The organism is Pseudoxanthomonas sp. 134C1, assembly GCF_057773065.1.
Map to the genome: position 1 here is coordinate 18237 of NZ_JBYMTH010000012.1, position 22535 is coordinate 40771.

Annotated in this window: 21 protein-coding genes and 1 pseudogene; 11 read left to right on the top strand and 11 right to left on the bottom strand. The window is 68.5% G+C overall.

What is annotated here, in order from left to right; genetic code table 11:
- Positions 1 to 125: 125 nt before the first annotated feature.
- The gene (locus tag AC3DEZ_RS18120) at positions 126 to 1205 is read left to right on the top strand and encodes a DUF1176 domain-containing protein (protein WP_488389480.1); all 1080 of its coding nucleotides are present in this window, start codon (positions 126 to 128) and stop codon (positions 1203 to 1205) included.
- Positions 1206 to 1403: 198 nt separating this feature from the next.
- Here the strand turns inward: AC3DEZ_RS18120 and AC3DEZ_RS18125 are convergent, their stop codons facing one another.
- The 6 genes from AC3DEZ_RS18125 to AC3DEZ_RS18150 all read right to left on the bottom strand — a co-directional run bounded on the left by AC3DEZ_RS18125 (position 1404) and on the right by AC3DEZ_RS18150 (position 7636).
- Positions 1404 to 1826 carry a universal stress protein gene (locus tag AC3DEZ_RS18125; RefSeq protein ID WP_488389481.1) on the bottom strand — a complete coding sequence of 141 codons (423 nt, stop codon included), beginning with the start codon at positions 1824 to 1826 and terminating at the stop codon, positions 1404 to 1406.
- Between the two features lie 99 nt (positions 1827 to 1925).
- Positions 1926 to 3086 (bottom strand): AAA family ATPase, encoded by a 1161-nt coding sequence (locus AC3DEZ_RS18130; RefSeq protein ID WP_488389482.1) that lies wholly within the window; start codon positions 3084 to 3086, stop codon positions 1926 to 1928.
- 4 nt (positions 3087 to 3090) lie between these two features.
- Positions 3091 to 3810, bottom strand: coding sequence for a pseudouridine synthase (locus AC3DEZ_RS18135; RefSeq protein WP_488389483.1), 720 nt, complete (start codon positions 3808 to 3810; stop codon positions 3091 to 3093).
- Between the two features lie 39 nt (positions 3811 to 3849).
- Entirely contained in the window at positions 3850 to 6267 is a 2418-nt protein-coding gene (locus AC3DEZ_RS18140) for a putative bifunctional diguanylate cyclase/phosphodiesterase (protein WP_488389484.1), read from the bottom strand.
- Between the two features lie 217 nt (positions 6268 to 6484).
- Positions 6485 to 6898: an MliC family protein gene (locus AC3DEZ_RS18145; protein ID WP_488389485.1), complete on the bottom strand. Its 414-nt coding sequence runs from the start codon at positions 6896 to 6898 to the stop codon at positions 6485 to 6487.
- A gap of 69 nt (positions 6899 to 6967) precedes the next feature.
- Complete coding sequence (locus AC3DEZ_RS18150; protein WP_488389486.1) at positions 6968 to 7636, bottom strand: hypothetical protein; 669 nt, start codon at positions 7634 to 7636, stop codon at positions 6968 to 6970.
- 261 nt (positions 7637 to 7897) lie between these two features.
- Here AC3DEZ_RS18150 and AC3DEZ_RS18155 point away from each other — a divergent pair, with 261 nt between their 5' ends.
- From AC3DEZ_RS18155 to AC3DEZ_RS18175, 5 genes are all read left to right on the top strand, one after another.
- Positions 7898 to 8464 carry a YybH family protein gene (locus tag AC3DEZ_RS18155; protein WP_488389487.1) on the top strand — a complete coding sequence of 189 codons (567 nt, stop codon included), beginning with the start codon at positions 7898 to 7900 and terminating at the stop codon, positions 8462 to 8464.
- A 76-nt stretch (positions 8465 to 8540) separates the two neighbouring features.
- Positions 8541 to 9629 (top strand): sensor histidine kinase, encoded by a 1089-nt coding sequence (locus AC3DEZ_RS18160; RefSeq protein ID WP_488389488.1) that lies wholly within the window; start codon positions 8541 to 8543, stop codon positions 9627 to 9629.
- Positions 9629 to 10393, top strand: a complete 765-nt coding sequence (locus tag AC3DEZ_RS18165; RefSeq protein WP_488389572.1) for a LytR/AlgR family response regulator transcription factor — start codon at positions 9629 to 9631, stop codon at positions 10391 to 10393. Before AC3DEZ_RS18160 ends, AC3DEZ_RS18165 begins: the two co-directional genes overlap by 1 nt.
- A 117-nt stretch (positions 10394 to 10510) precedes the next feature.
- Positions 10511 to 12088: a serine hydrolase domain-containing protein gene (locus AC3DEZ_RS18170; protein ID WP_488389489.1), complete on the top strand. Its 1578-nt coding sequence runs from the start codon at positions 10511 to 10513 to the stop codon at positions 12086 to 12088.
- Positions 12089 to 12459: 371 nt separating this feature from the next.
- A complete protein-coding gene (locus AC3DEZ_RS18175; RefSeq protein ID WP_488389573.1) occupies positions 12460 to 12984 on the top strand; it encodes an acetamidase/formamidase family protein in 525 nt (174 codons plus the stop codon).
- A gap of 40 nt (positions 12985 to 13024) precedes the next feature.
- Here AC3DEZ_RS18175 and ligD read toward each other — a convergent pair whose 3' ends face one another.
- Complete coding sequence (ligD, locus tag AC3DEZ_RS18180; RefSeq protein WP_488389490.1) at positions 13025 to 15622, bottom strand: DNA ligase D; 2598 nt, start codon at positions 15620 to 15622, stop codon at positions 13025 to 13027.
- Between the two features lie 64 nt (positions 15623 to 15686).
- Between ligD and AC3DEZ_RS18185 the strand changes: the two genes are divergently transcribed.
- Positions 15687 to 15887: a hypothetical protein gene (locus AC3DEZ_RS18185; RefSeq protein ID WP_488389491.1), complete on the top strand. Its 201-nt coding sequence runs from the start codon at positions 15687 to 15689 to the stop codon at positions 15885 to 15887.
- A 41-nt stretch (positions 15888 to 15928) separates the two neighbouring features.
- Here AC3DEZ_RS18185 and ku read toward each other — a convergent pair whose 3' ends face one another.
- Positions 15929 to 16849, bottom strand: coding sequence for a non-homologous end joining protein Ku (gene ku, locus AC3DEZ_RS18190; RefSeq protein WP_488389492.1), 921 nt, complete (start codon positions 16847 to 16849; stop codon positions 15929 to 15931).
- Between the two features lie 191 nt (positions 16850 to 17040).
- Between ku and AC3DEZ_RS18195 the strand changes: the two genes are divergently transcribed.
- Positions 17041 to 17433: a hypothetical protein gene (locus tag AC3DEZ_RS18195; protein WP_488389493.1), complete on the top strand. Its 393-nt coding sequence runs from the start codon at positions 17041 to 17043 to the stop codon at positions 17431 to 17433.
- Positions 17434 to 17628: 195 nt separating this feature from the next.
- Here AC3DEZ_RS18195 and AC3DEZ_RS18200 read toward each other — a convergent pair.
- Positions 17629 to 19387, bottom strand: a pseudogene (locus AC3DEZ_RS18200) (DEAD/DEAH box helicase); the annotation flags it as partial.
- A gap of 242 nt (positions 19388 to 19629) precedes the next feature.
- Here AC3DEZ_RS18200 and AC3DEZ_RS18205 point away from each other — a divergent pair.
- From AC3DEZ_RS18205 to AC3DEZ_RS18215, 3 genes are read left to right on the top strand one after another with little or no spacing between them, the layout of a single operon-like run.
- On the top strand, positions 19630 to 20124 hold the full coding sequence (locus AC3DEZ_RS18205; RefSeq protein ID WP_488389574.1) for an RNA polymerase sigma factor: 495 nt from the start codon (positions 19630 to 19632) through the stop codon (positions 20122 to 20124).
- A 6-nt stretch (positions 20125 to 20130) separates the two neighbouring features.
- The gene (locus AC3DEZ_RS18210) at positions 20131 to 20793 is read left to right on the top strand and encodes a serine/threonine protein kinase (RefSeq protein WP_488389494.1); all 663 of its coding nucleotides are present in this window, start codon (positions 20131 to 20133) and stop codon (positions 20791 to 20793) included.
- A gap of 35 nt (positions 20794 to 20828) precedes the next feature.
- On the top strand, positions 20829 to 21047 hold the full coding sequence (locus tag AC3DEZ_RS18215; protein WP_488389495.1) for an RNA-binding S4 domain-containing protein: 219 nt from the start codon (positions 20829 to 20831) through the stop codon (positions 21045 to 21047).
- Positions 21048 to 21125: 78 nt separating this feature from the next.
- On the opposite strand, the gene AC3DEZ_RS18220 is transcribed toward AC3DEZ_RS18215, so the two are convergent.
- Together AC3DEZ_RS18220 and AC3DEZ_RS18225 are read right to left on the bottom strand one after the other, a co-directional pair.
- The gene (locus AC3DEZ_RS18220; protein WP_488389496.1) at positions 21126 to 21356 is read right to left on the bottom strand and encodes a DUF6500 family protein; all 231 of its coding nucleotides are present in this window, start codon (positions 21354 to 21356) and stop codon (positions 21126 to 21128) included.
- Between the two features lie 31 nt (positions 21357 to 21387).
- A complete protein-coding gene (locus AC3DEZ_RS18225) occupies positions 21388 to 22449 on the bottom strand; it encodes a COG3904 family protein (RefSeq protein ID WP_488389497.1) in 1062 nt (353 codons plus the stop codon).
- Positions 22450 to 22535: the final 86 nt, after the last annotated feature.

Sequence of the window (22535 nt, forward strand, 5' to 3'; positions counted from 1 at the left end):
GAACGGCGCGGTTCAAAGTGAGTTGAACCCTCGCCGCGCCGGATGCAGATTGCTCGTCCCGTTTTTCATTTCCGGAGCCGCGCCATCGTGCTCCGGGATGCCATGCCCTCCAGGAAACCCCGAACATGCGCCGTCTTCTCCCCCTGATCCTGCTGTGCGCATCGGCCGACGCCTGCGCGGCCACGCCTGTCTACCGCCAGTTCAAGGACTGGGTGGTCGCCTGCGACAACACCGCCCGTTGCGAGGCGCGCGGGGCCAATGAAATCTCGCCGCTGATGCTCCGCCTGATCGCCGAAGCCGGCCCGGCGGGCGCGCTGTCGCTGACGCTGGAATCCGGCGTGCCGATCGACGTCGCCACACTGCGCGTCGATGGCAGGCCATTGGCGCTGGATGCGCGCCACTGGACGCTGTCGCCCGAGCAGGACGGCGTGCAGACGCTGGACAGCCAGAATCCCGAGCACGTGCGCACCTTGCTGAAGACCCTGCGCAACGGTCATGAACTGTCTTTCGGCGATGGCGAACGCCAGCGCGGCGTGCCGTTGGACGGGTTGAGCGCGAGCCTGCTGCTCATCGACGAAACCCAGGGCCGGCTCGACAACGTCACCGCGTTGCTGCGCGGTGGCGGCAAGCCAGCCTTGCAGGTACCCGCCGCGCCCGCGTTGCCGCCCACGGTGAAACCGGCGCCGGCCCTGCCGCCGCTGGACGACGACACGCGGGAGCGCCTGATCGGCGCGGTGCGGCAGGCGCAATCGGCGCTGCTGGAGAAAGAGGAATGCCATGTGGCGATGGAGGGCGACCACGCCGACAACGCCTTCGACATCGCCGTGTCGCTGACACCGCGGGAAGCGCTGGTCCTGATCGAATGCTGGCGCGGCGCCTACCAGTCGACCCACCTGGCGTTCCGCACCCCGATCGTTCGCCCCGCCGATGCACGCCGGCTGGTCCTGCCCATGCCGACGGCCCCGGCACCGGACGAAGGCCGCCGGACCACATGGGACGCCTTCACCAATGCCGGCTACAACAACGACGACTCGACCCTGTACCACATGGCCAAGGGCCGCGGCATGGCCGATTGCGGCGAGAGCGCCAGCTGGGTATTCGACGGCCGCGACTTCCAACTGGCTCACTGGAACCACCTGGGCGATTGCCGTGGCGGCGATCCCGGCGACTGGCCGGCGCTATGGCGCAGCGCAGGCTCGCCTTAGGCGCGAAACCCGTGGCGCCCCCACGACAGCCGCCTTCGCATTCGATAGCCCCCTTTTTCAAAAGGGGGCGGGCACCCGCGCGGCAGGTGGCCGGGGATTTGCTCTTCCGAGCCACCAATCGGAAAACCGCTGCAACGCGCTATCACACACACGAACAGAACGAACGCCCGATCGTCACGCACCGCTCCCGCGCAACCCTCAGCGCACCACCATCACCGGCACCGGGCTGATGGCGATGACCTTGGTGGCGACGGAACCCAGCAGCAGGTTCTTCAGAGTGCCGCGGCCATGGCTGCCCATCAGGATCAGATCGGCGCGATCGGCCTTGGCCAGCCGGATCAGGGTCTCGGCCACCGGTCCGACCGCGCGATGCTCGGTAAATGGCAGGCGCGCGCGCTTCATCGCCGCGCGCACCTTGCGCAGTACCGCCGCGGCGGTGTCGGCGTAATAGGCTTCCGAGCCATCCACGCCCAGTTCCTTGGCCACCGCCTTGGGCAGCGGCAGGTTGACGTAGACCAGGGCGATCGACGGCGGCGCCGACAGCTGCTTGGCCAACTGCGCGGCATGCTTGACCACCTGCAACGCGGTCTCGCTTTCATCGACGGCCAACAGAATCTTCATCGCACGGCTCCTTGGAAAGACACCGGTGGGATCCCGGCCCATCCAAGTTATCGGGTCCCCCCGCGCGCGACCTTGATCGCGATCAAGCGGTGGATGCCCTCAGCGTTCGGGCCAGTGCCAGGCGGGCCGGTCCAGCAGGCCCTGCCCGGCCACGCCGGTCTGGCCCAACGCCTTCTCAAGCTGGACCGTGTGGCAATCCCCGCTCTCCTCCAGCGCGGCGATCAGGCGGGAAGCGTGCGACACCACCCAGACCTGGCAGCGTTGCGCCGCCTGCGCGATCAAGCGCGCCAGCGCCGGCAGCAGATCCGGGTGCAGGCTGGTCTCCGGTTCGTTGAGCACCATCAGCGGCGGCGCCCGCGGGGTATGCAGGGCGGCGATCCACAGCAGGTAGCGCAAGGTGCCGTCGGACAGTTCCGCCGCCGACAGCGGCCGCAACAGGCCATGCTGGGCGAACACCAGCTGGAATCGTCCGTCGCGGACATCGACCTCCACCTTCGCGCCGGGAAAGGCGTCGTCGACCGCGGCATCCAGCGCCACGTGATCGCCGATCTCGCGGATGGTCTGCCAGGCCGCCGCCAGATCGTGGCCATCGTGACTCAGCACCGGCGTGCGGGTGCCCAGCTGCGGCAGCCGCGCCGGCGCTTCCGCGTCGGTGCGGAAATGATCGTAGAAGCGCCAGCCGCGAATCCGCTCGCGCAGGTCCAGCACCTCCGGCGCGTTGACCGGGTCGGCGATCTGGGTGAACAGGCTTTCGAACGGGGTCAGATGCTCGGCCACGACCCGCCATGCGCGGCCCTCGCGGATCCGCGCCATCGGTCCGCGCCGATCGACCAGCGCGTTGGCCTCGCGCAGGAACGGTCCGCTCCAGATCACCTCGCGCTTGATTTCCGGATCCAGCGCGAAGGCCGACATCGACGGAACCGGCAGGCCGAGATCGATGGCGTAGCCGAAATCCTCGCCGGCGAATCCCAGCCGCAGCGACACCGGCGCCTGCCGGGGGCCGCCCTGCACCGGCACCTCGCCCCGGCGCATGCCGGCGCTGAACTGTTCCGGTCCCGCCCACAGCACCGAAGGCAGGCCGCCTTCCCGCGCCAGCGCGCGCACCACCCCGCCCTGCGCGGTCTCGGCGAGCAACCGCAGCGCGCGGTAGAGGTTGGACTTGCCGCTGCCGTTGGCGCCGGTGATCAGGTTGAGCCGCGCCAGCGGCATCTCCAGTTCGCGCAGCGAACGGTAGTTGCCGATGGCCAGCGTGCGCAGCACGGCGTTACCAGTCCTGGTGCTGCGGCAGCAGCCCGCGCAGTTCGGCGTCGGTCAGGTTGCGCCACTGGCCGGGCTTGAGCGCGCCCAGCTTCAGGTTGTCGATGCGCACCCGGCGCAGCTGGGTGACCCGGTAGCCGAACTCCGCCGACATCAGGCGGATCTGCCGGTTCAGCCCCTGGGTGAGGATGATGCGGAAACCGAACTTGGCGATCCGGCTGGTCCGGCACGGCAGGGTCATCTGCCCGTGGATGCGCACGCCGCGCGCCATGCCGCGCAGGAACTCGTCGGTGACCGGCTTGTTGACCGCCACCAGGTATTCCTTCTCGTGGCGGTTCTCGGCGCGCAGGATCTGGTTGACGATGTCGCCGTTGCTGGTCATCAGGATCAGGCCCTCGGAATCCTTGTCCAGGCGGCCGATCGGAAAGATGCGCTGTTCGTGGCCGACGAAGTCGACGATATTCCCCTTCACCGAACCCTCCGTGGTGCAGGTGACGCCGACCGGCTTGTTCAGCGCGATGTAGACGTGCCTGCGCTTGCCCGCCTTCACGGCGCGCGCCTTCACCGGCTGGCCGTCCACGCGGACCTCGTCGCCCTCGCCGACGACCGCGCCCACGCCCGCTGGCTGGCCGTTGACGGTGACGCGGCGCTCGGCGATCAGCCGGTCGGCCTCGCGGCGGGAACAGAAGCCGGTTTCGGCGATGTGCTTGTTGAGGCGGGTGGTCATGCGGGAATTATCGACGATTCCCCGCCCCGGCCACAGCGTTCAGCCGGACATCGCCCCGATCGGATCGGGCCGGGTCGCCTTCCATTCGCGGATAAGGCCCGCCAACGGCGCCGGCGCGTGGATGGCGTAACCCTGGGCGTAGTCGATGCCCACTTCCGCCAGACGCGCCATCGCGGCCTCGTTCTCCACCCATTCGGCGATGGTGCGCTTGCCCAGCGCCCGACCGACCTGCCCCATCGAGCGGACCAGGGCGAGGTCGACATTGTCGCGACCCAGGTCGCGGATGAAGGCACCGTCGATCTTCAGGATGTCCACGTCCAGGCTCTTGAGATAGGCGAACGAGGACAGGCCACTGCCGAAGTCGTCCAGCGCGATGCGGCAACCGCGCGCGCGCATCGCCTCGATGAACAGGCAGGCGTCGGTCAGATTGCCGATGACCGCGGTCTCGGTGATTTCGAAGCAGAGTTTGTTGGCCACGCCCGGATGGCGATCGAGCTGCTCGGCGGCGAACTGGCGGAACAGCGGATCGGCGATGGACTGCGCGGACACGTTGACGTGGCACAGGTCCAGGCTGAGCAGGTGGCGGGTATCGCGGCTGATCAGATCCAGCGTCGCCGCCAGCACGTGGCGGTCGAGCATCATGGCCTGGCCGTAGCGTTCCAGCGGCGGCAGGAAGTAACCGGGGCCATGGATCTGGCCTCCGTGATCGACCATCCGCACCAGCACCTCGTATTGCAGGCGCTCCTCGCCACGCAACGGCTTGATCCGCTGGGCGTACAGCAACAGGCGATCCTCGGCGATCGCCAGCTGGACGTGTGCCACCCAGTCCAGTTCGGTCTGCCGCCGGGCGAACGCTTCGTCGGTTTCGCGGTAACACCGGATCCGGTTGCGGCCTTCCTCCTTGGCCAGGTAGCACGCGGTGTCGGCCGCGCGCAGCAGCCAGTCGGCGTCGCTGGTTTCGGAATTGATCTCGACCACGCCGATGCTGCAGCCGAGACCGAACTTGCGATCGTTCCAGTGGAAGGCCGATTGCGCCAATCGGGCATGGATCCGCTGCGCGACCCGCTCGGCGTCCTCCAGCGATGCATGCGCCAGGAAGATCGCGAATTCGTCGCCCCCCAGTCGCCCCACCCAGTCCTCGCCGCGCAGCTGCGAGGACAGCGCGTGCGCGAACTGGCGCAGGAAGCGGTCGCCGGCGGCGTGGCCGCAGGTGTCGTTGACCAGCTTGAGCTGATCCAGATCGACGAAGCACAGCGCGTGGTGCGCCGGCTGGCGTTGCACGGCCAGGGTGATCTGGCCCAGGCGCCGCTCGATTTCACGGCGGTTGATCAGGCCGGTGAGATCGTCATGGCTGGCCTGGTGGGCAATCTCGCTGGCCAGTTCGCGTGCTTCGGACACGTCCTCGACCACCGCGAAGATGCGTTCCCCCTCGCGGTCGCCGCCGGTGATGATCGAGGCGCTCCAGCGAACCCAGCGGCTGCTGCCGTCGCGGCGACGCAGCCGCCGTTCGCCCGGCTCGATCATCCGCGTCCAGTCGAGCCGCGCTTCGGCGTCGAGATGGAGATCCTCCGGATGCAGCAGATCCTTCAGGTGCCCGCGCCGCAGATCGTCCAGCGGATGCGACAGGATCTGGGCGAGCGCTTCGTTGGCCTGGGTGATGCGGCCTTCGCGATCCAGTTTGAGCATGCCCACCGCCGCCTGGTGGAAGGCGGCGCGGAACTCGGTCTCGGTTCGGTGGATGCGGCGCAGGGTGCGGCGCATGACCGCCAGTGCGTACGCCGCCAGCGCGAAGAACGCGAGCACGGCCAATGCGGTCAGCGCGCGGCGCAGGAAGCGCGCGCCCTCCACCAGCGACTGCGAGAACGCCAGCTCTGCCACCCGCAGGCGGGCATCCATCTCCAGCAGCGTGCGCTGGTGGCGGAGGATTTCGGCTTCGTCCATCCGCCCGCCGCTCCGGCGGTGCTCGATGTCGTCGGTCAGGGCCTGCAGGTGCAGGATGTCCACTTCCGCCTGTTTCCAGAGATGCACCGATTCCCGGAAGTACGGCGCGTGCGCGAACAGGCGGTACATCCGGATCAGACGATCGATGTCCGCCGGCGCATTGCCGCCTTCGAGAAACCCCCGGCGCGCGGCGGCGAGGTCGATCGGCCGGCGGTCCAGCGCCTGGCGGCCGGAACGATCCCCCAACGGCACCCGCAAGGCCTGGCGCACGCGCGCCATGTCCGCCGGATCGCCGTGCGAAACATAGCGGTACAGCGCCGACACGGCGGTCTGCTGGGCCTTGGACCAATGACTTTCGCCCACGATGTAGGCGGTGGCGCCGGCCTGGATTTCCAGTACCGTCGCGGTCAGCAACGCACCCAGCGCGGCGAACAGGATGATCGCGGCCACCCGTGCGGGCAGGCCCTTGCCGCTGCCATCCCTGGCCGTTTCGTGATTCGCGCGCGAACGCTCCATCCCCACATCGCTTCCCCTACGATGCCTGTCCCGACCTTACGTTCCCCCATTACGGCACGCAAGTTCGCCCCCGGCCATGCCCCGTCGCCCGTGCCGGGACGCGAAGCCCCGGCACCGTCCCCCGGCAACGGCGGCGTGGACGCCATGACATCGGCGGCCGCCGGCCGGACTTTAACCGCCCCCCGGCGGGCACGGCCCGTGGGCCCGCCGGCGCCATTCACCGGAACGCCGGCGGCGGCCGGGTGCAGCGGCGGTCGGCCTGTCCCTGCAGGCTCAGCAGGGCCTCGCCCTCGCTGACCACCCAGAACAGATTGCCGGCGGCGTCGGCGTAACGCGCGCCGGTGCCGCCCGCCTGCCGCGGCAGTTTCAGTACCCGGCCATTGAAGCTGATGCCGGCGTCGCCGTCGCCGTGGAAACTGGCGGTGACTTCCCAATCCCCGCACTGGTAGAGGTAGGTGGTGGTGGCCCCGGCATCGGCCGGTACCGGCGGCGGCGGATCCGGAACGGCGGGCGCCGGCGCGCTTCGGGTGGCCGGATCGTCCGTCGACGGGGGGCGCCGGTCCGGCCCACAGGCCGAGAGCAACAGCGCGAGGGTCAACGCGGACAACGGGAAGCGGAATCCTGTGCGCACCGGAACCTCCCTGGACCAAGCCCGACGTCGCAGGTTAGGCGGTGCGCGTATGCGCGGAGTGAAGGCCCCTCAGTCCAGCACCAGCAACGCGCCGATGCCCAGGTTGATGGCCCCGCCCGCCAGCAGTACCCAGACGGCCGACAGCAGGCAGCTCGACCACGGAACCCGCAGGGTTTCGTGCAGCCAGCGCGCCTGCACGCACAGGTACCAGACCATCGCCGTGGCCGCGATCGCCAGGCCAATCCAGGTGGATACCGCGCCCGGCTTGATGACCAGTTGCATCGCCGTCGACACGGTGATCGCGAACGGCGCCGCCAGGTAGCACTGCGCATAGAACGGGCGTCGCAGGCTCTCGCGATCGAGCCGATGCCCGCGCCGCCGGAGGCAGTGGATGGCCATCAGCAGGGGCCACAAGGCAAAGCTCAGCGTGCGATACAGCAACAGGGCCTGTTCGTTGCCCATGACCTGGCGGGACAGCTCGCTGGTGGCACGCACCTGCTGGTGCAGGATGATCTCGAGCACGTGCGCGGCCAGGATCGCCAGCATCAGGAACAGCGGCGGGCTCAGGGCGTCGTCGAACTGCTTTTCCAGCTTGTCCGCCAATTCGGTTTCCGCATAGCGCGCCATCCGCTGCGGGTGGCGGGCCACCCGCCACAGCGTGAGCGGGAAGAACACCAGCCAGGTGACGACCTCGTAGAGGAACTCTTCCAGCGACTTGAGCAGTTTGAGGAAATCCATTCGCGTCCTTCCCTCCGTCGGTCGCCCGTTGCCGGGACATGTCCGCCCCGGTGCGGCCCGGGATGGCCGCGCGATGCCGTCGACGATGCGGCGAGGGTAGCCGGTCGCAACGGCGCCGCCCAGCCGGGCGCGAACCGTGGCGGCCATCCGTCCCGGCCCGCCGCGCCCGGATACCGGCCCGCCGCAATCCCGCCCCGTCCCACTCCCCGGGAATTTCCGCCACGCGTGTAATGCGCGCTCCCCATCCACCGGAACCCGCCGATGACATCGCTCCGCTTCCCGCTGGCCTGCCTGCTGCCCTTGCTGTTCGCCGCTTCGCCCTTGTCCGCGTCCGCCCAGTCCACCGCCCCCGCATCGACGCTGGCCCCCCAGGCGCGGATGTCGCCCGCCGACGAAGCCGCCATCCGCGAGGTGGTGGAACGTTTCCGCATCGCCATCATCGCGCGCGACAAGGCCGGCTTCCTCGCCCTGTTCCTGCCCGGGACGGTCGCCTGGGAAAGCGCCATCGGCGATGACAGCCTGCGCCGCCTGCGCGAGAAGCGGCCGCAGGCGCAGAAGGTCAAGCCGGACCCGCGCCACAACCCGGTGTCCTTCATCGACGGCATCGTCGCCGATGCCGAATCGAGCGAGGAGAAGTTCCGCAACCTGCGCATCGACGGCGACGGCGATGTCGCCTCGGTCGTGTTCGACTATGCCTTCCATGCGGACGGGCGCGAAACCAACCATGGTGTCGAAGCCTGGCATCTGGTGCGCACCGAACAGGGCTGGCGGATCGTGTCGGTGATCTGGTCGATGAACCTGCCGCCGAAGCCCGCGACCGCCGGCTGACGCCAGGCCGGCGCGCGGCGGTGGCATCATGGCGCCGCCGCTCCCCGGTCCCTTCCGCATGACCGATGCCCCGTCCATGACCCGCCCCGTTTCCGCAGAACCGCCGTTCTGGCTGCCGTTGCTGGCCGGCCTGCCCATCGGCCTGTGTCTGGTGGTGATGGCGCTGCCGGCGCTCGGCCACGGCCATGCCACCGCCTACCGGACGCTCTACCTGCTGGCCTTCCTGGCCTGGCTGCCGCCGCTGGTGGCATTGCAGCGCGGCCTGTGGCGACGGCGCCTTCCGATCCCGCTGACCGGCGGCGCGCTGCTGCTGGCGACGTATGCGATGTCGGTGTTCAACAACCTGCTCGGCGATCTCATGGGCCAGATCGCCGGCTGGTCGCGGCCGGCGGACTTCCGCGTCGCGGATCTGTTCAACGGCCTGGAAAGCTGCTGGCTGGCGCTCATCGCGTTCTGCGCGATGCACGCGGTCATCGCCTACTACGTGGAACTCAAGCACGAGAAACAGCAGCGCGAACAGGCGCACCTGCTCGCGCGCGACGCTGAGTTGCGCGCACTGCGCTACCAGTTGCACCCGCACTTCCTGTTCAACACGCTCAACGCCATCTCCACCCTGGTGGCGGAGGATCGCGGTCGCGACGCACGCCGCATGATCAGCCAGCTGGCCGAATTCCTGCGCGCGACCCTCGCCGACGATCGTCATCACGAGGTCAGCGTGGCCGAGGAAATCGCGCTGACCGACGCCTACCTGGAAATCGAGAAGGCGCGGCTGGGCGAACGCCTGCAGGTGGTCTGGCGCATCGATGCCGAACTGCTGCATGCGGCCCTGCCCTACCTGCTGCTGCAACCGCTGGTGGAAAACGCGATCCGCCACGGCATCGCGCCGCGCGCGAATGCCGGTCAACTGGAAATACGCATCGCCCGCCGCGACGATCGCCTGCTGCTGCAACTGGACAACGACCTCGGGGCAATCGCGTCCGATGCCCCGGCGCGCGCGGAGGCGGTCGGCCAGCGCAACGTGGCCGAGCGGCTGGCGCGGCTGTATCCCGGCGATCATCATTTCCATGCCGGCCCTCGCGCCGACGGGGACGGCTATCGCGTCACGCTCGATCTGCCCTTCCGGGTGGCGGCGGCCCGCCACGCCATCGCCCGCGAGGCCGCGTGATGCGGGTGGCGGTGGTCGACGACGAACCGCTCGCCAGGCGCGGCGTGATCGCGCGCCTCGCGGCGTATCCGGACATCGTGCTGGCGGGCGAATACGCCGATGGCCAGGCCGCGCTGGAAGGCCTGCGCGGACAACCGGTGGATCTGGCGTTCGTCGACGTGCAGATGCCGACCCTGGACGGGCTGTCGATGCTGGCCGCGCTGCCCGCGGAACAGCGGCCGTTGAGCATCCTGCTGACCGCCCATGATCGCTTCGCCCTGCGCGCCTTCGAACTCAAGGCGATCGACTACCTGCTCAAGCCGATCGACGACGAACGTTTCGTCGATGCGCTGACCCGGGCCCGCCAGTTCCACCAGTGGCGCCGGCTGGGCGCGGCGACCACGCCGGAACCGGAGCGCGATCCGGCGAATGGTGATGATGCGGCCGGGCCGGTGCGCCGGTTCTCGGTGCGGATCGGTCGTCGCCTGGCCTTCGTCGAAGCCGACGAGGTCGAATGGATCCAGGCCGACGGCGACTATGCGGTGCTGCATGTCCGCGGCCAGGGCCACCTGTTGCGCGAATCGCTGCAGCGCCTGGCCGAACGGCTGGATCCGCAACGCTTCCTGCGCGTGCACCGCTCGGCGATCGTGCGCGTCGACTGCGTGGCCGAACTGCAATCGCTGCCGAACCGCGACGCACTGCTGCGGCTGCGCGACGGCACGCCGCTGCGCGCCAGCCGCACCTACATCGACGCGCTGCTGGCGCAACTCCAGCCCGCGCGCTGACCCGCGCTGACCCGCGCCGGCACGTCGCGGCGCGGCCAGCGCACGGCCGGGCGCAACGGCGCACCGCGGGCCGGCGTCAGCTTCTACAGTCGGACTTCCTCACCGGAATCCGAGCGCATGCACACCTCCCGCCTGTCCGCTTCCCGCCCACGGCCGCGCGTTGAACGCCGGCTCCTGCTTGTCGTGTCCGGGCTGGCGTTGCTGCTTTCCCTGGCGCTTCCCGTCCATGCGGACACCCCGGCCGACGTCGCCGGGCCGTCAGCGGATCCGCTGACGGCATTGGCCGATGGCCTGCGACCCAACCTGCTGGAGGGTGGTGAGCCGCTTCCCCGCTGGTCGCTGCGCGAACGCATGGCCCATCACCATGTCCCCGGCGTGGCGATCGCGCTCATCCGCGATGGCCGGGTCGTGGCCGCCGCGGGCTATGGCCGGTTGCGCGCGGATGGCGACGACGCCGTGGACGCCGACACGCTGTTCAATGTCGGTTCGATCAGCAAGGTCGTGACCGCATCGACCTCGCTGCGGCTGGTCGCGGAGGGTCGCCTGGATCTGGACAGCGACGTGAACCGGTATCTGCGTTCCTGGCGGCTGCCGGCGGGACAGGACGCCGCGCCGGTGAACCTGCGCATGCTGATGTCGCACACCGCCGGCCTCAACGTGCATGGCTTTCCCGACTACCTGCCGGGCGAGGCCACGCCCACCCTGCTGCAGACGCTGGAAGGGCAGGCGCCCGCGCGCACGCCGGCGATCCGGCTGCGGCACCGGCCCGGCCGGATCGTCGACTATTCCGGCGGCGGCACCGTGATCGAGCAGGTGATGATCGAGGACGTCACCGGCCAGCCGCTGGAAGCCACCGCGCGCGCGCAGGTGTTCGCGCCGCTGCGCATGGCGCGCAGCACCTTCCGGGATCCGGCGGAGGCCGCGCGCGCCAACGTCGCTTTCGCCCACGATGCGGAGGGAAAGACGGTCGCGCTGCCGCGCGGCTGGCAGATCTTCCCGCAGCAGGCTCCGGCGGGGCTGTGGACCAGCGCGAACGATCTGGGCGCATTCGTCGGCGCTCTCATCCGCAGCTACCAGGGCCGCGATGACTACCTGCCGCGCGCGCTGGCGATCCAGATGATGACCGAGGTCGCGCCGGGCAATTTCGGCCTGGGTCCCCGGCTGGAAGGCGGCGGCGATCAGCGGGTGTTCCACCATGGTGGTTCCAACGACAGCTACCACGCCTGGATCGAGGGCTATCTGGAAACCGGCGACGGCTTCGTCATCCTGACCAATGGCGAGAACGGCTGGGCGCTGCGCGGCGAAATCCGCAACGCGCTGTCCGACGCCCTCGGGCGCAACGTCAATCCGCTCGTGCGTACCGTTTCGCTGGACGCCGACAGCGCGCGATTGGCCGACCATGCGGGCCGTTACATCCGCGATACCCGCATGGCGGAGGACCTGCGCGGCGCGCTGGCGGATGCCTTCGACGACGGCGCGGACGAGTTGGACATCCGTTTCGACGGAAAAGGATTGTCGGTGATCCTGCCGGACGAGACCGGCGCGCTGCGCGCGCTGGCACCCAACCGCTTCATCGCCCCCACCGTGTTTTCCACCGGCTACACCTTCCATCGCGACGCCGCAGGCAAAGTCAGCGCACTGACCCTGTCACTGGGCGATGCACGGACCTACTACCGGCGCGTGCCGTCGGATTGATTCGCACCCCGGCTTTGCTTCCCCTTTGAAAAAGGGAAACGGGATTGACCGGCCATTCGACAGTCGGGAGGCGAATCCTCCACTCCAAAGGCAAATCCCCCGTCACCTACTTTCGCAGGCGCCCGCCCCCTTTTTTCAAAGAGGGCAGCTTTTCCGGTTCCCGCGATGCCGGAAACATCCGCCCCTCCCGCTTTTTTCCTCCCCCTTTGGAAAAGGGGACTGAGTGGGATTCGCTCCGGGCAAGCCAATCCTCCCGTCTCCGCTTCAAGGGCTTCTCCCACTCAAGGCCGAAAGAGCCTGCGACGTTCACGCCCACTCGCCGCATCTTCTCCGGAAGATTCCCGCGGAGTCTGACGATTCCCTTGCGACCGATGCTCGGCGGCATCGCGGTCGCGCCCGGCTTCGGTTCGCCGCCGATGTCGACCGGCGACAGCGGACGCTTCGGCGGCAACATGGATTTCAACCAGATCGTCGAGGGCACGACGATCTACCTGCCGGTGTCGCAACCCGGCGCCCTGCTCTATCTCGGCGATGCGCACGCCGCGCAGGGCGACGGCGAGACCTCGCAGTACGCACTGGAAACCTCGATGGACGTGGAATTCGGCGTGGCGTTGATCAAGGCGCGCGCGCTGGCGACGCCGCGGGTGGAGTCGGCGACCCGGCTGATGGCGATCGGCCAGGCCGGCTCGCTGGACGAAGCGGTGCGCGCCGCCACCCAGGGGCTGATCCAGTGGCTGCAACAGGACTACGGGCTCACCCTGTCCGGCGCCAGCCAGTTGCTGGGCGCGGCGGTGGAATACCGGATCATCACCCTGGCCGGCCGCAATGCGGGCGTGGCGGCGATGCTGGACAAATCCCGGCTCGCCACACTGCGTCCCTCGTCCCCGCGCACATGACGCGGAAGCAGGCGGCGCGGTCGGCGCGGTCGGCGTGTTTTCAATCCCCGTCGGGCACCCGCCGCGCCAGATTCTGCCGGATCCGTTCGATGCCGGCCCAGGGATGCTGCTTGAGCCGCCGCAGACGCGCGGGGGTCGATGCGATGTCGAACGCGTTTCCGGATTTCACCCGCCCCAGCTCGTCCCAGCGCAGCGGCATCGCCACCGGCGCACCCGGCCGCGCGCGCAGCGAGAACGAGGCCACGCTGGTCGCGCCGCGCCCGTTGCGCAGGTAGTCGATGAAGATGCGGCCCTTGCGCAGGCGCTTGCTGGAGGTGGCGAGGAACTTCAGCGGATCCATCCGCGCCATCGACTCGGCGAATGCGTGCGCGAAGGGTTTCACCAGTTCCCATTCGCACCCGGGATTCAGCGGTACCACCACGTGCAGGCCCTTGCCGCCGGACGTGCGCACGAACGATTGCAGGCCCGCGTCCTCCAGCAGTCCGCGCATCTGCCGCGCGGCGGCCACGATTTCCGCCCAGGGCAGGTCCACACCCGGATCCAGATCGAACACCACCCGATCGGCCCGTTCCGGATCATCCGCCTGCGCACCCCAGGGATGGAATTCCAGCGCGTTGAACTGCACGAGCTCGCGCACCGCGCGCGCGTCACGTACCACCAGATAGTCCCCGGTCTGGCCGCTCTCCTCCTTCAGCGGGACGCTGTCGACGCATTGCATGCCCGCGGCCAGGTGTTTCTGGAAGAAGCATGGCCGGGTCGAGCCCTGCGGGCAGCGGATGATCGACAGCGGTCGTCCACTGATTTCCGGCAACAGCCACTCCATCACCGTGTCGTAGTAATCGGCCACGTCCTGCTTGGTGGCGCCGATATCCGGATAGACCACCCGTCCGGGATGGGTCAGTTCGATCTCGTCCACCGAAGCGGCGGTTCGACCGCGCCGAACCGCTGCCGTCTTGTTGCTCTTGGCCCTGGTCATGCGCGTGCTCCGTTCCGTTGCGCCCCGATCCGGCGTACGCAGGTCGGCCGCGGTCTTGTCCGGCCGCAGTCCTTTCAGCGATGGCTGCCGCAGCAGTCCCTGGGTGCCGACACCACGATAGAACACTTCCACCACCACCTTCGGCGGGAACCAGCGCGCACCGCGCAGATCGGTATCCAGCCCTTCGGGAAGGTCCACGGTCGGTGTCGCCCGCGCGCGTCGCCCCAATGTTTCCCCCAGTTCCGTCAGCATCGCCTGGTTGAAGCCGGTGCCCACCCGCCCGGCGAACGACCAGCCGCCGCGTCCGTCCGGACGCGCCAGCAGCAGCGAGCCGAATCCGGTGCGACCGCCCCGGGGCATCGTCATGCCGACCACCGCGAACTCGTCGCTTTCCCGCCGCTTGGTCTTGCGCCAGTCGTCGCCGCGCCCCGGACGGTACGGCGCGCCGGCGCGCTTGGAAATGATGCCTTCCAGATGACGTTCGGCGGCGGCGGCGAAGGCGAGGTCGCCATGCCCCTCCACATGCGGACTGTAGGCCAGTGGCGGCTTCGCCTTCTTCAGCACGGCTTCGAGCAGATGCTTGCGATCGATCTGCGCGGCGCGGCTGATGTCCGCGCCTTCCAGATGCAGCAGATCGAACAGGAGGTAGGACAGCGGCGCGTTCTTCTCGCCGGAAAGCGTGGCCTGCAAAACGCTGAAGTCGGGCTGCGTACCCCCGCCGGCGATCAGCTCCCCGTCGAACGCAGCCTGCTCCAGTCCCAGCTGCGCCAACGCGTCCACGATCTCGGGCACCCTGGCAGTCCACTCCAGCGCGTTGCGCGACCAGATGCGCACTTCGCCGTCATGTACGACGGTCAGCAGTCGATAGCCATCCCATTTGGCCTCGTGCAGCCAGTCGTCACCCACCGGCGGCGCGCTGCCCAGGGTCGCCAGTTGCGGTTTGAACGGTGCATCGGCCAGGCGCGCGCGGCGCGCGCCGGACAGCGCCAGCGCCCGCGTCCGCCATGCTTCGCGGCGGGATGCCGCGGTCCGCGAGGGAGTCTGTTTTCGTGGTTTGCCCGCCCCCTTCTTCGCCGCCCGGCGGGCCGCCTTCACCTTGCCCGCCCCCGCAGCGCGGCGATGGCTCGCGCCGGCGGTGGGCCGTGGCACGTCGTCCAGCATGTCGTCTGCCTCGCGCGGCGCGGCGTAGGCGTCGTCATCCTTGAACAGCAACCATTGCGGCCGGGCCGACGCACGCTGCGTGCGCACCAGATGCCAACCGCCCTTGAGCTTCCCGCCGAACAGCTCGAAGCGCAGGTGGCCCTTCGCCAATTGAGTCTCCGGGTCCTCCGACGTCGCCCACAATCCACGATCGAACAGGGCCACATGGCCGGCGCCATACTCGCCTTCCGGAATCTCGCCCTGGAAATCCGCATACCCGATCGGATGATCCTCGACCTCCGCGGCCAATCGCTTGACGCCGGGATCCAGGCTCGGCCCTTTCGGCACCGCCCAGCTCTTGAGCGCATCGCCCACCTGCAGCCGGAAGTCGTAGTGGCGATGGCTGGCGTGATGCAGCTGGACCACGAAGATCGGACGCGCCCTGGCCCGCGCGGTCTTTCCCGGCGCCGGTTCGCGGGTGCGCCCGAAACGCCGTTTGCGCTCGTATTCCACCAGACTCATCGGTGAACCTGATCATCACACGGGGTCCACTATGGTCGGGATTCCGTCAACGGGATGTATGAAGATGACTCCTCTGGACAAGCCCCTGCGCCGCGAGTTGCTCCTCAACGACGTCACCTACACCCTGGTGATCGATCCGGTCGGACTGAAACTGACCGAAAAAGGACGCCGACGCGGCGTCGAACTGCGCTGGACCGAGCTGGTTTCCGGCGATGCCGGTCTCGCCGCCGCCCTGCAGGCGTCGGTGGAGGGTGAACGCGGCTGAGCGACGTGGCGCCCCGCGGCGGTGCCTGCCGCGGGTGATGCTCAACGCTTGCGCGTGGCGGATTTCCTGGTCGCGCGCTTGCCGGTTGCCTTGGCGGCCTTGCGCGCGGTCTTGCTCGCGGCTTTGCGGGGTGTCTTCTTCGCCGCGGATTTCTTCGCCGGCGTGCGCTTCTTTTCCTTCAGGCTCTTCTGCAGCAGGGCCATGAAGTCGACCACGTTGGTGGCCGCCTCCTCCTCGCGTTCCGGTTCCTCGACGCGCGCGGTCGCACCCTTCGACTTGATCCGCTTGCGGATGATCGCCTGCAGTCGCGCGCGGAATTCGTCGTGGTAGTCGTCGGGCGTCCACGTGCCCGACATCGATTCCACCAGTTGCTCGGCCATCTCCTGTTCCTTGCCGGAGATCCGGTAGGAAGCCGCGCTTCCCGACGGCAGCTTGTATTCGTCCGGCTCCACCAGTTCCTGCGGATAGCGCAGCAGGATCAGCACCAGGGCATCGCCCAGCGGCATCACCGCCGACAGGTATTCGCGGGTGCGGATCACCACCCGCGCGATGCCGATGCGATCGGTGGATTCCAGCGTGCGGCGCAGCAGCACGTAGCCCTTCTCGGCCTTCTTGCCCGGTACCAGCACATAGGGTTTCTCGAAGTAGCGCGGGTCGATCGCGTCGCGCTCGATGAAAGCCTCAACCTCCACCGTCTCGTGGCTCTCCGGCGCGGCGGCGCGGATGTCCTCCTCCTCCACCACCACGTAGTTGCCCTTGTCGTACTCATAGGCCTTGACGATGTCCTTCCAGGGCACTTCCTCGCCGGTTTCGGCATTGACCCGCTCGAACCGGATCGGCTTGCGGTCGCGTGAATCCAGCATGCGGAAATGCAGATCGACCTTGCGCTCGCCGGACATCAGCGAGACCGGGACGTTCAACAGGCCGAAGGAAAGCGTGCCTGTCCAGATGGGGCGTGCCATGGCGCGTCCTCGTGGCGGTGTCCGTTCCTTGTTAGTGCCTGCGCGATGATGGACAAGTGAACGGCAGCCCTCTCAGGAGCCCCGCAGAAACGCGACATGGGTCAAGGCTTAATGCTTTCTCCATGCAGCGTTTACATTCGTGACGAGCCTGACGGACATGATGGGCGCTCCCGTCAGAAAGGAGGTCATGCATGGGCAGCATCCATCGATATCCCCCGCGACAGGCCGTTGCCGGCAAGTGCGAGGTGGTGGACGTGAAGGCCGAACTGGAGGAGTGGCGCACGGATATTCCGGCGCATGCCTTCTATGAACCGGGTACCGCATTCACCCGCTACGAACCCAGCCTGTTGTTCGCCTACGACAGCTACCTGCAATACCACCAGGTGCCGCTGAACGGACTGCTGCACACGCTGGAACGCCGGTACGAGGAACGCTTCGACCATTTCGATCGGCTCGACTGGCGCCACATGGAAAACCTGCTGCGGCAGGTCTGGCGGCGCATGGGCGCCCCGCTCGGGGACGACCGCCAGGCGCACGCCTCGGAAGCGCGGCCCCAGGCCCCGCTGGGCCAGCCCTACACCTGAAAGCGTCCCGCCGCCGATGCCGCGACGCTCAGTCGCGGCGCGGCGCCGGTTTTCCCTTGCGGTGCGGCTTCGGAGCGTCTCCGTCGCGCGCCTTCTTCGCGAAACCACCGCCCAGCTTGCCCTTGCCCGGCGGGCGCCCTTCCGGACGCTGGCGACGCGGCGGCGCATGGCCGGTGTCGTCACCCATGCGCTGAATGCGCAGTTGCTGGCCGGACACCCATACCTTTTTCAGGTGCGACAGGATCTCCGAAGGCATGCCTTCGGGCAGGTCCAGCACCGAATGATCGTCGTGGATGTCGATGCGGCCGATGTAGCGGGCTTCCAGGCCCGCCTCGTTGGCGATCGCGCCGACGATGTTCGCCGGCTTGACGCCGTGCATGTGGCCCACCTCGATGCGGAAGGTCTCCATGCCGACCTCGGGTTCGGCGCGCGGCGGCTTGTCGAAGCGCGGACGCTCGATGCGCGGCGCGCCCTCCTGGGCATCGGCGGGCACGAAGGCATTGTCACGCGAACGCGAAGGACGCTCCTCGCGCACGGGACGTTCGCCGCGTGCGGGACGCTCGCGCGCGGGACGCTCCTCGCGCACCGGCCGTTCGCTGGACGGCCGGGCTTCGCGGCGTTGATCGGCCGGCAGCAGCAGCGGCGTGTCGCCCTGCAGCAGCCGCGCCAGCGCCGCGGCGATCTCGATCGCCGGCACGTTGTGTTCGCGCTCGTAGGCTTCGATCAGGCCGCGGAACTCGCCGGTGGTGTTGGCCGCCAGCGTATCGGTGATCCGGCCGAGGAACTTCTGCACACGGCGGTCGTTGACCGCGTCGACGCTCGGCAGCTGCATTTCCTGGATCGGCTGGCGGGTGGCGCGCTCGATGGCACGCAGCATGCCTTTCTCGCGCGGGGTGACGAACAGGATCGCCTCGCCGCTGCGACCGGCGCGGCCGGTGCGGCCAATCCGGTGCACGTAGCTTTCGGTGTCGTACGGGATGTCGTAATTCAGCACGTGGCTGATGCGCTCCACGTCCAGGCCACGCGCGGCCACGTCGGTGGCCACCAGCACGTCCAGCTTGCCGTCCTTCAACTGCTGGATGGTCTTCTCGCGCTGGGCCTGCTGCATGTCGCCGTTGATGGCGGCGGCGGCCAGGCCGCGCGCCTGCAGTTTGCCGGCCAGTTCCTCGGTCGCCGCCTTGGTGCGGGCGAAGATGATCATGCCGTCGAACGGCTCGGCTTCCAGGATGCGGGTGAGCGCGTCCAGCTTGTGCAGGCCGCTGACGAACCAGTAGCGCTGGCGGATATTGGCCGAGGTGGTGGTCTTGGCCGCGATGGTGACTTCGACCGGGTCCTTCAGGTAGGTCTGGGCGATGCGCCGGATCGCCGGCGGCATGGTCGCCGAGAACAGCGCCACCCGGCGCGACTCCGGGGTCTTCTTCAGGACCGTCTCGACATCGTCGATGAAGCCCATCCGCAGCATTTCATCGGCTTCGTCCAGCACCAGGGTGGTCAGGCCGGACAGATCCAGCGAACCGCGTTCCAGATGATCGATGACGCGGCCCGGCGTGCCCACCACCACATGCACGCCGCGCTTGAGCGCCTGCAGCTGCGGGTAGTAGCTCTGCCCGCCGTAGATCGGCAGCACGTGGAAGCCGGGCATCTTCGCGGCATAGCGCTGGAACGCCTCGGCCACCTGGATCGCCAGTTCGCGGGTCGGCGCCAGCACCAGCGCCTGCGGCTTGCCCGCCGACAGATCGATGGTGGACAGCAGCGGCAGCGCGAACGCGGCGGTCTTGCCGGTGCCGGTCTGGGCCTGGCCCAGCACGTCGCGGCCGGCCAGCATCGCCGGAATGGTGGCGGCCTGGATCGGCGACGGTGATTCGTAGCCCACCTCGGTGACGGCGGCCATGACCGGCGCGGACAGGCCGAGATCGGCGAAAAGCAGGGGGGACGGGGAAGATTCGGGGGACATGGAGGACTCCGGGCGTCGCGGAGTGCGCACGCAAGCGGCCTATTGTGCGCTTTTCGCCCCCCTCCTGTCCTGCCACCGTCACATCCGCCCCCTCCCGCCATTCAGGCAAACCCTTGATTTGGCGGGGGTTCTGGCCGTTTCCGCCCCCACGCGGCACGCCCTGTGATTTTTCCGCCGCCGCCGCGAACCACCCTTCCGACACGCACAATCGGCACGGACGGAAAATGGAACGCGTCGCAGACATGGCGGAACACGCGCGGCAAGGGTTCGCGGAACAACTGGAACGCCACCGGGGCATCGTCTTCAAGGTGGCCGGCACCTATTGCCGCAATCCCGACGATCGCGCCGAGCTTGCGCAGGAGATCGCCAGCCAGCTCTGGCAGGCCTATCCACGCTTCGACCCGGCGCGCACGTTCTCCACCTGGATGTACCGGATCGCATTGAACGTCGCGATCTCGTTCGTGCGCGGCAACAGCCAGCGCCATCGCCACGCGGTGCCGCTGGACGAGCAACTGCACGACATCGCCGACCCGCACTCCTCGGATCCGCACGTCGAGCAGCAGGTGCGTGCCCTGCACCGCTTCATCCACGCACAGGCGCCGCTCGATCGCGCGCTCCTGCTGCTCTACCTGGAAGACCGCGGCTGTCGCGAGATGAGCGAAATCCTCGGTATCAGCGAAACCAACGTCGCCACCAAGATCAGCCGGCTCAAGCAACGCATCCGCAACGAACTCTGACCCCACATGGACACGCTCATGGAAACCGACGAACTGAAGGCCGCATGGCAGGCGCTGGAACGCCGCATGACCCGGCAGGATCAACTCAGCCTGCACCTGTTCCGCGAAGGCCGCCTGGAGAAGGCGCGCCACAGCCTGCGCCCGCTGTTCTGGGGGCAGCTGATCCAGATCGCGTTCGGCGTGGCGATGATCGTGCTCGGAGTGAGCTGCTGGACCCCGCACCGCGAACTGCCGGTGCTGCTGGTCTCGGGGATCATCGTGCACGCCTATGGCGTGGCGACCACCGCGCTGGCCGGCATCACCCTCGGTCTGATCAGCCAGATCGACTACTCCGCGCCGGTACTCACCATCCAGCGCCACCTGGCCCGGCTGCGTCGCTTCTACATCTTCAACGGGATGATCGCCGGCCTGTCCTGGTGGTTGCTGTGGCTGCCCTTCGTCATCGCGCTGGGCGCGGTGGTCGGCGGCAACCTGACCCCGGCCGCGCCCGGCATGCTGGCGGTGTGCCTGGCCATCGGCATCCCCGGCCTGATCGCCACCGCCTGGATCCATCGTCGGCGCCGCCGGAACGCCGGCTCGGACGAGTGCTTCCAGGACGTCCTGGGCGGCACCAGCATCCAGCGCAGCCAGCGGGTGCTGGACGAACTGTCCCGCTTCGAACGCGAGTGAGGCGGGACGGCCGGGATTGCGACTAAACTGGCGCGATGCAGACCTTCGATTTCGAACTCGACCGCGACCACGTCGAACTCAACCAACTGCTCAAGCTGGTCGGCGTGGTCGACAGCGGCGGCGCCGGCAAGGCGCTGGTCGCCTCCGGCGCGGTGCGGGTGGACGGCACGGTCGAACTGCGCAAGACCTGCAAGATCCGGGATGGGCAGGTCGTCGCCCTCGACGACGTCGAAATCCACGTCCGCGCGATCTGACCGGACGGTGCCGACGCCGCATGGCGAGCGGAGCCACCGCGCCGCGCCGGCCCGGTCCCTCCGCCCAGCCTCTCCACCTCAGTCCGCTGGTGAATCCATCGCCGCGACCATCGCCCGGATCTTCACCGCTTTCTCGAAGTGATCCAGCCGATGGGTGCGTATCCACCACTCCGCGGCTTCCATGAGCCGCTCGGGATCGTCGTTGCGATTGGCGAAGAAGGCGTAGAACGACAGGCCCACGTCCGTGCCCTTCTGCGCGATCTTCCGATCGCACACTTCGATGAATTTCCGCCGGAGCTCCACCCTCACGCGATTCCTCCCCGTCCGGAACACCGCGACCTTAGAGCACGCCGGAGGCGTCGCGGTCGAACTCGGCCATCGGGCTTTCCATCGGGCAGGTGCCGTCGGGGAAACCGAAACTCTTGCGCAGTTCCAGGCCGCAGGTGTTGATGTCCTCCAGCGCGGTCTCCGTCTGTCCGCACTGGCGATCGAACGCCAGCATGAAGTCGTCCTTGCGGCGCACGAATTCCTCGCCGCACTTGCGGGTCAGCTGGATCCGATCCAGATCGTCCTGCGCCGCGTTGGTGCCCTGCAATCCGTACTCCTCCAGCTCGGTGGCGGTGAGCAGGCGCAGCTTGCGGTTGGGCACGGTCATCATCAGATCGGCCACCGTCACCGCGGCGCCGTTGCGCTCCAGATAGTCCTTGAGCTGGCCATAGACCTGGCGCAGTTCCTCGGCCAGCTCCGCGCGCGAGTTGGCGCCGGAATTGATCCGCATCATCCGGTGGATGCCGACCTTGCCGGCGATCACCCGGTTGTCGCCGGCGGCGAGGATCAGCAGGCAGGAACTGTGGCAGATCGCGCCATCGCGCACCCACAGCGTCCAGTGCGAAGCGCCGATGATGTCGCCGGCGCGGATGCCGTCCTCGACCCGGCCGCCGCTGGAATCGATGTCCAGCACGCGCTTCTCGATCGCCAGCCGGTTGGCGACGTTGGACATGCGCTCCATCAGCGCGGTGAACTCGGCGTTGATCTTGCCGGTGTAGCGCACCCGCATCACGCCCGCCGCCTGACACGGCTTCACCGCGTCGACCAGGGTCTGGAAGTCGAGCTTGTCCACCACCGTGCCGTCGCCGTGTTCGGCATAGTCGAGTTCGCAGCTGATCCAGGTGACGCCGGCGGTCAGGGGCGCCTCCGGCCAGTCGGTGGTGCGCGCCAGGTCGATCTTGCGCGGCGCCGGCTTGACCGGGCCGGCGCTTATCGCGCCGTTGTCCTCGCTGCTGGCGGTGGTCTCGGTGCGGGGCTTTTCCGGCGCCGGCGGGGCCGGCGGCTCGGCGCGGCAGCCGGCCAGCAGGACGGCGCCAGTGAACACACACCAGGACAACACGGAAGCGGGACGCATGGACACGGAGATGGCGGAATCGTCAGGGAACGGACCGCTAGTCTAGGGCCCGGTGCCCACCGGGGGCCGAATCACCGGTGAATGCG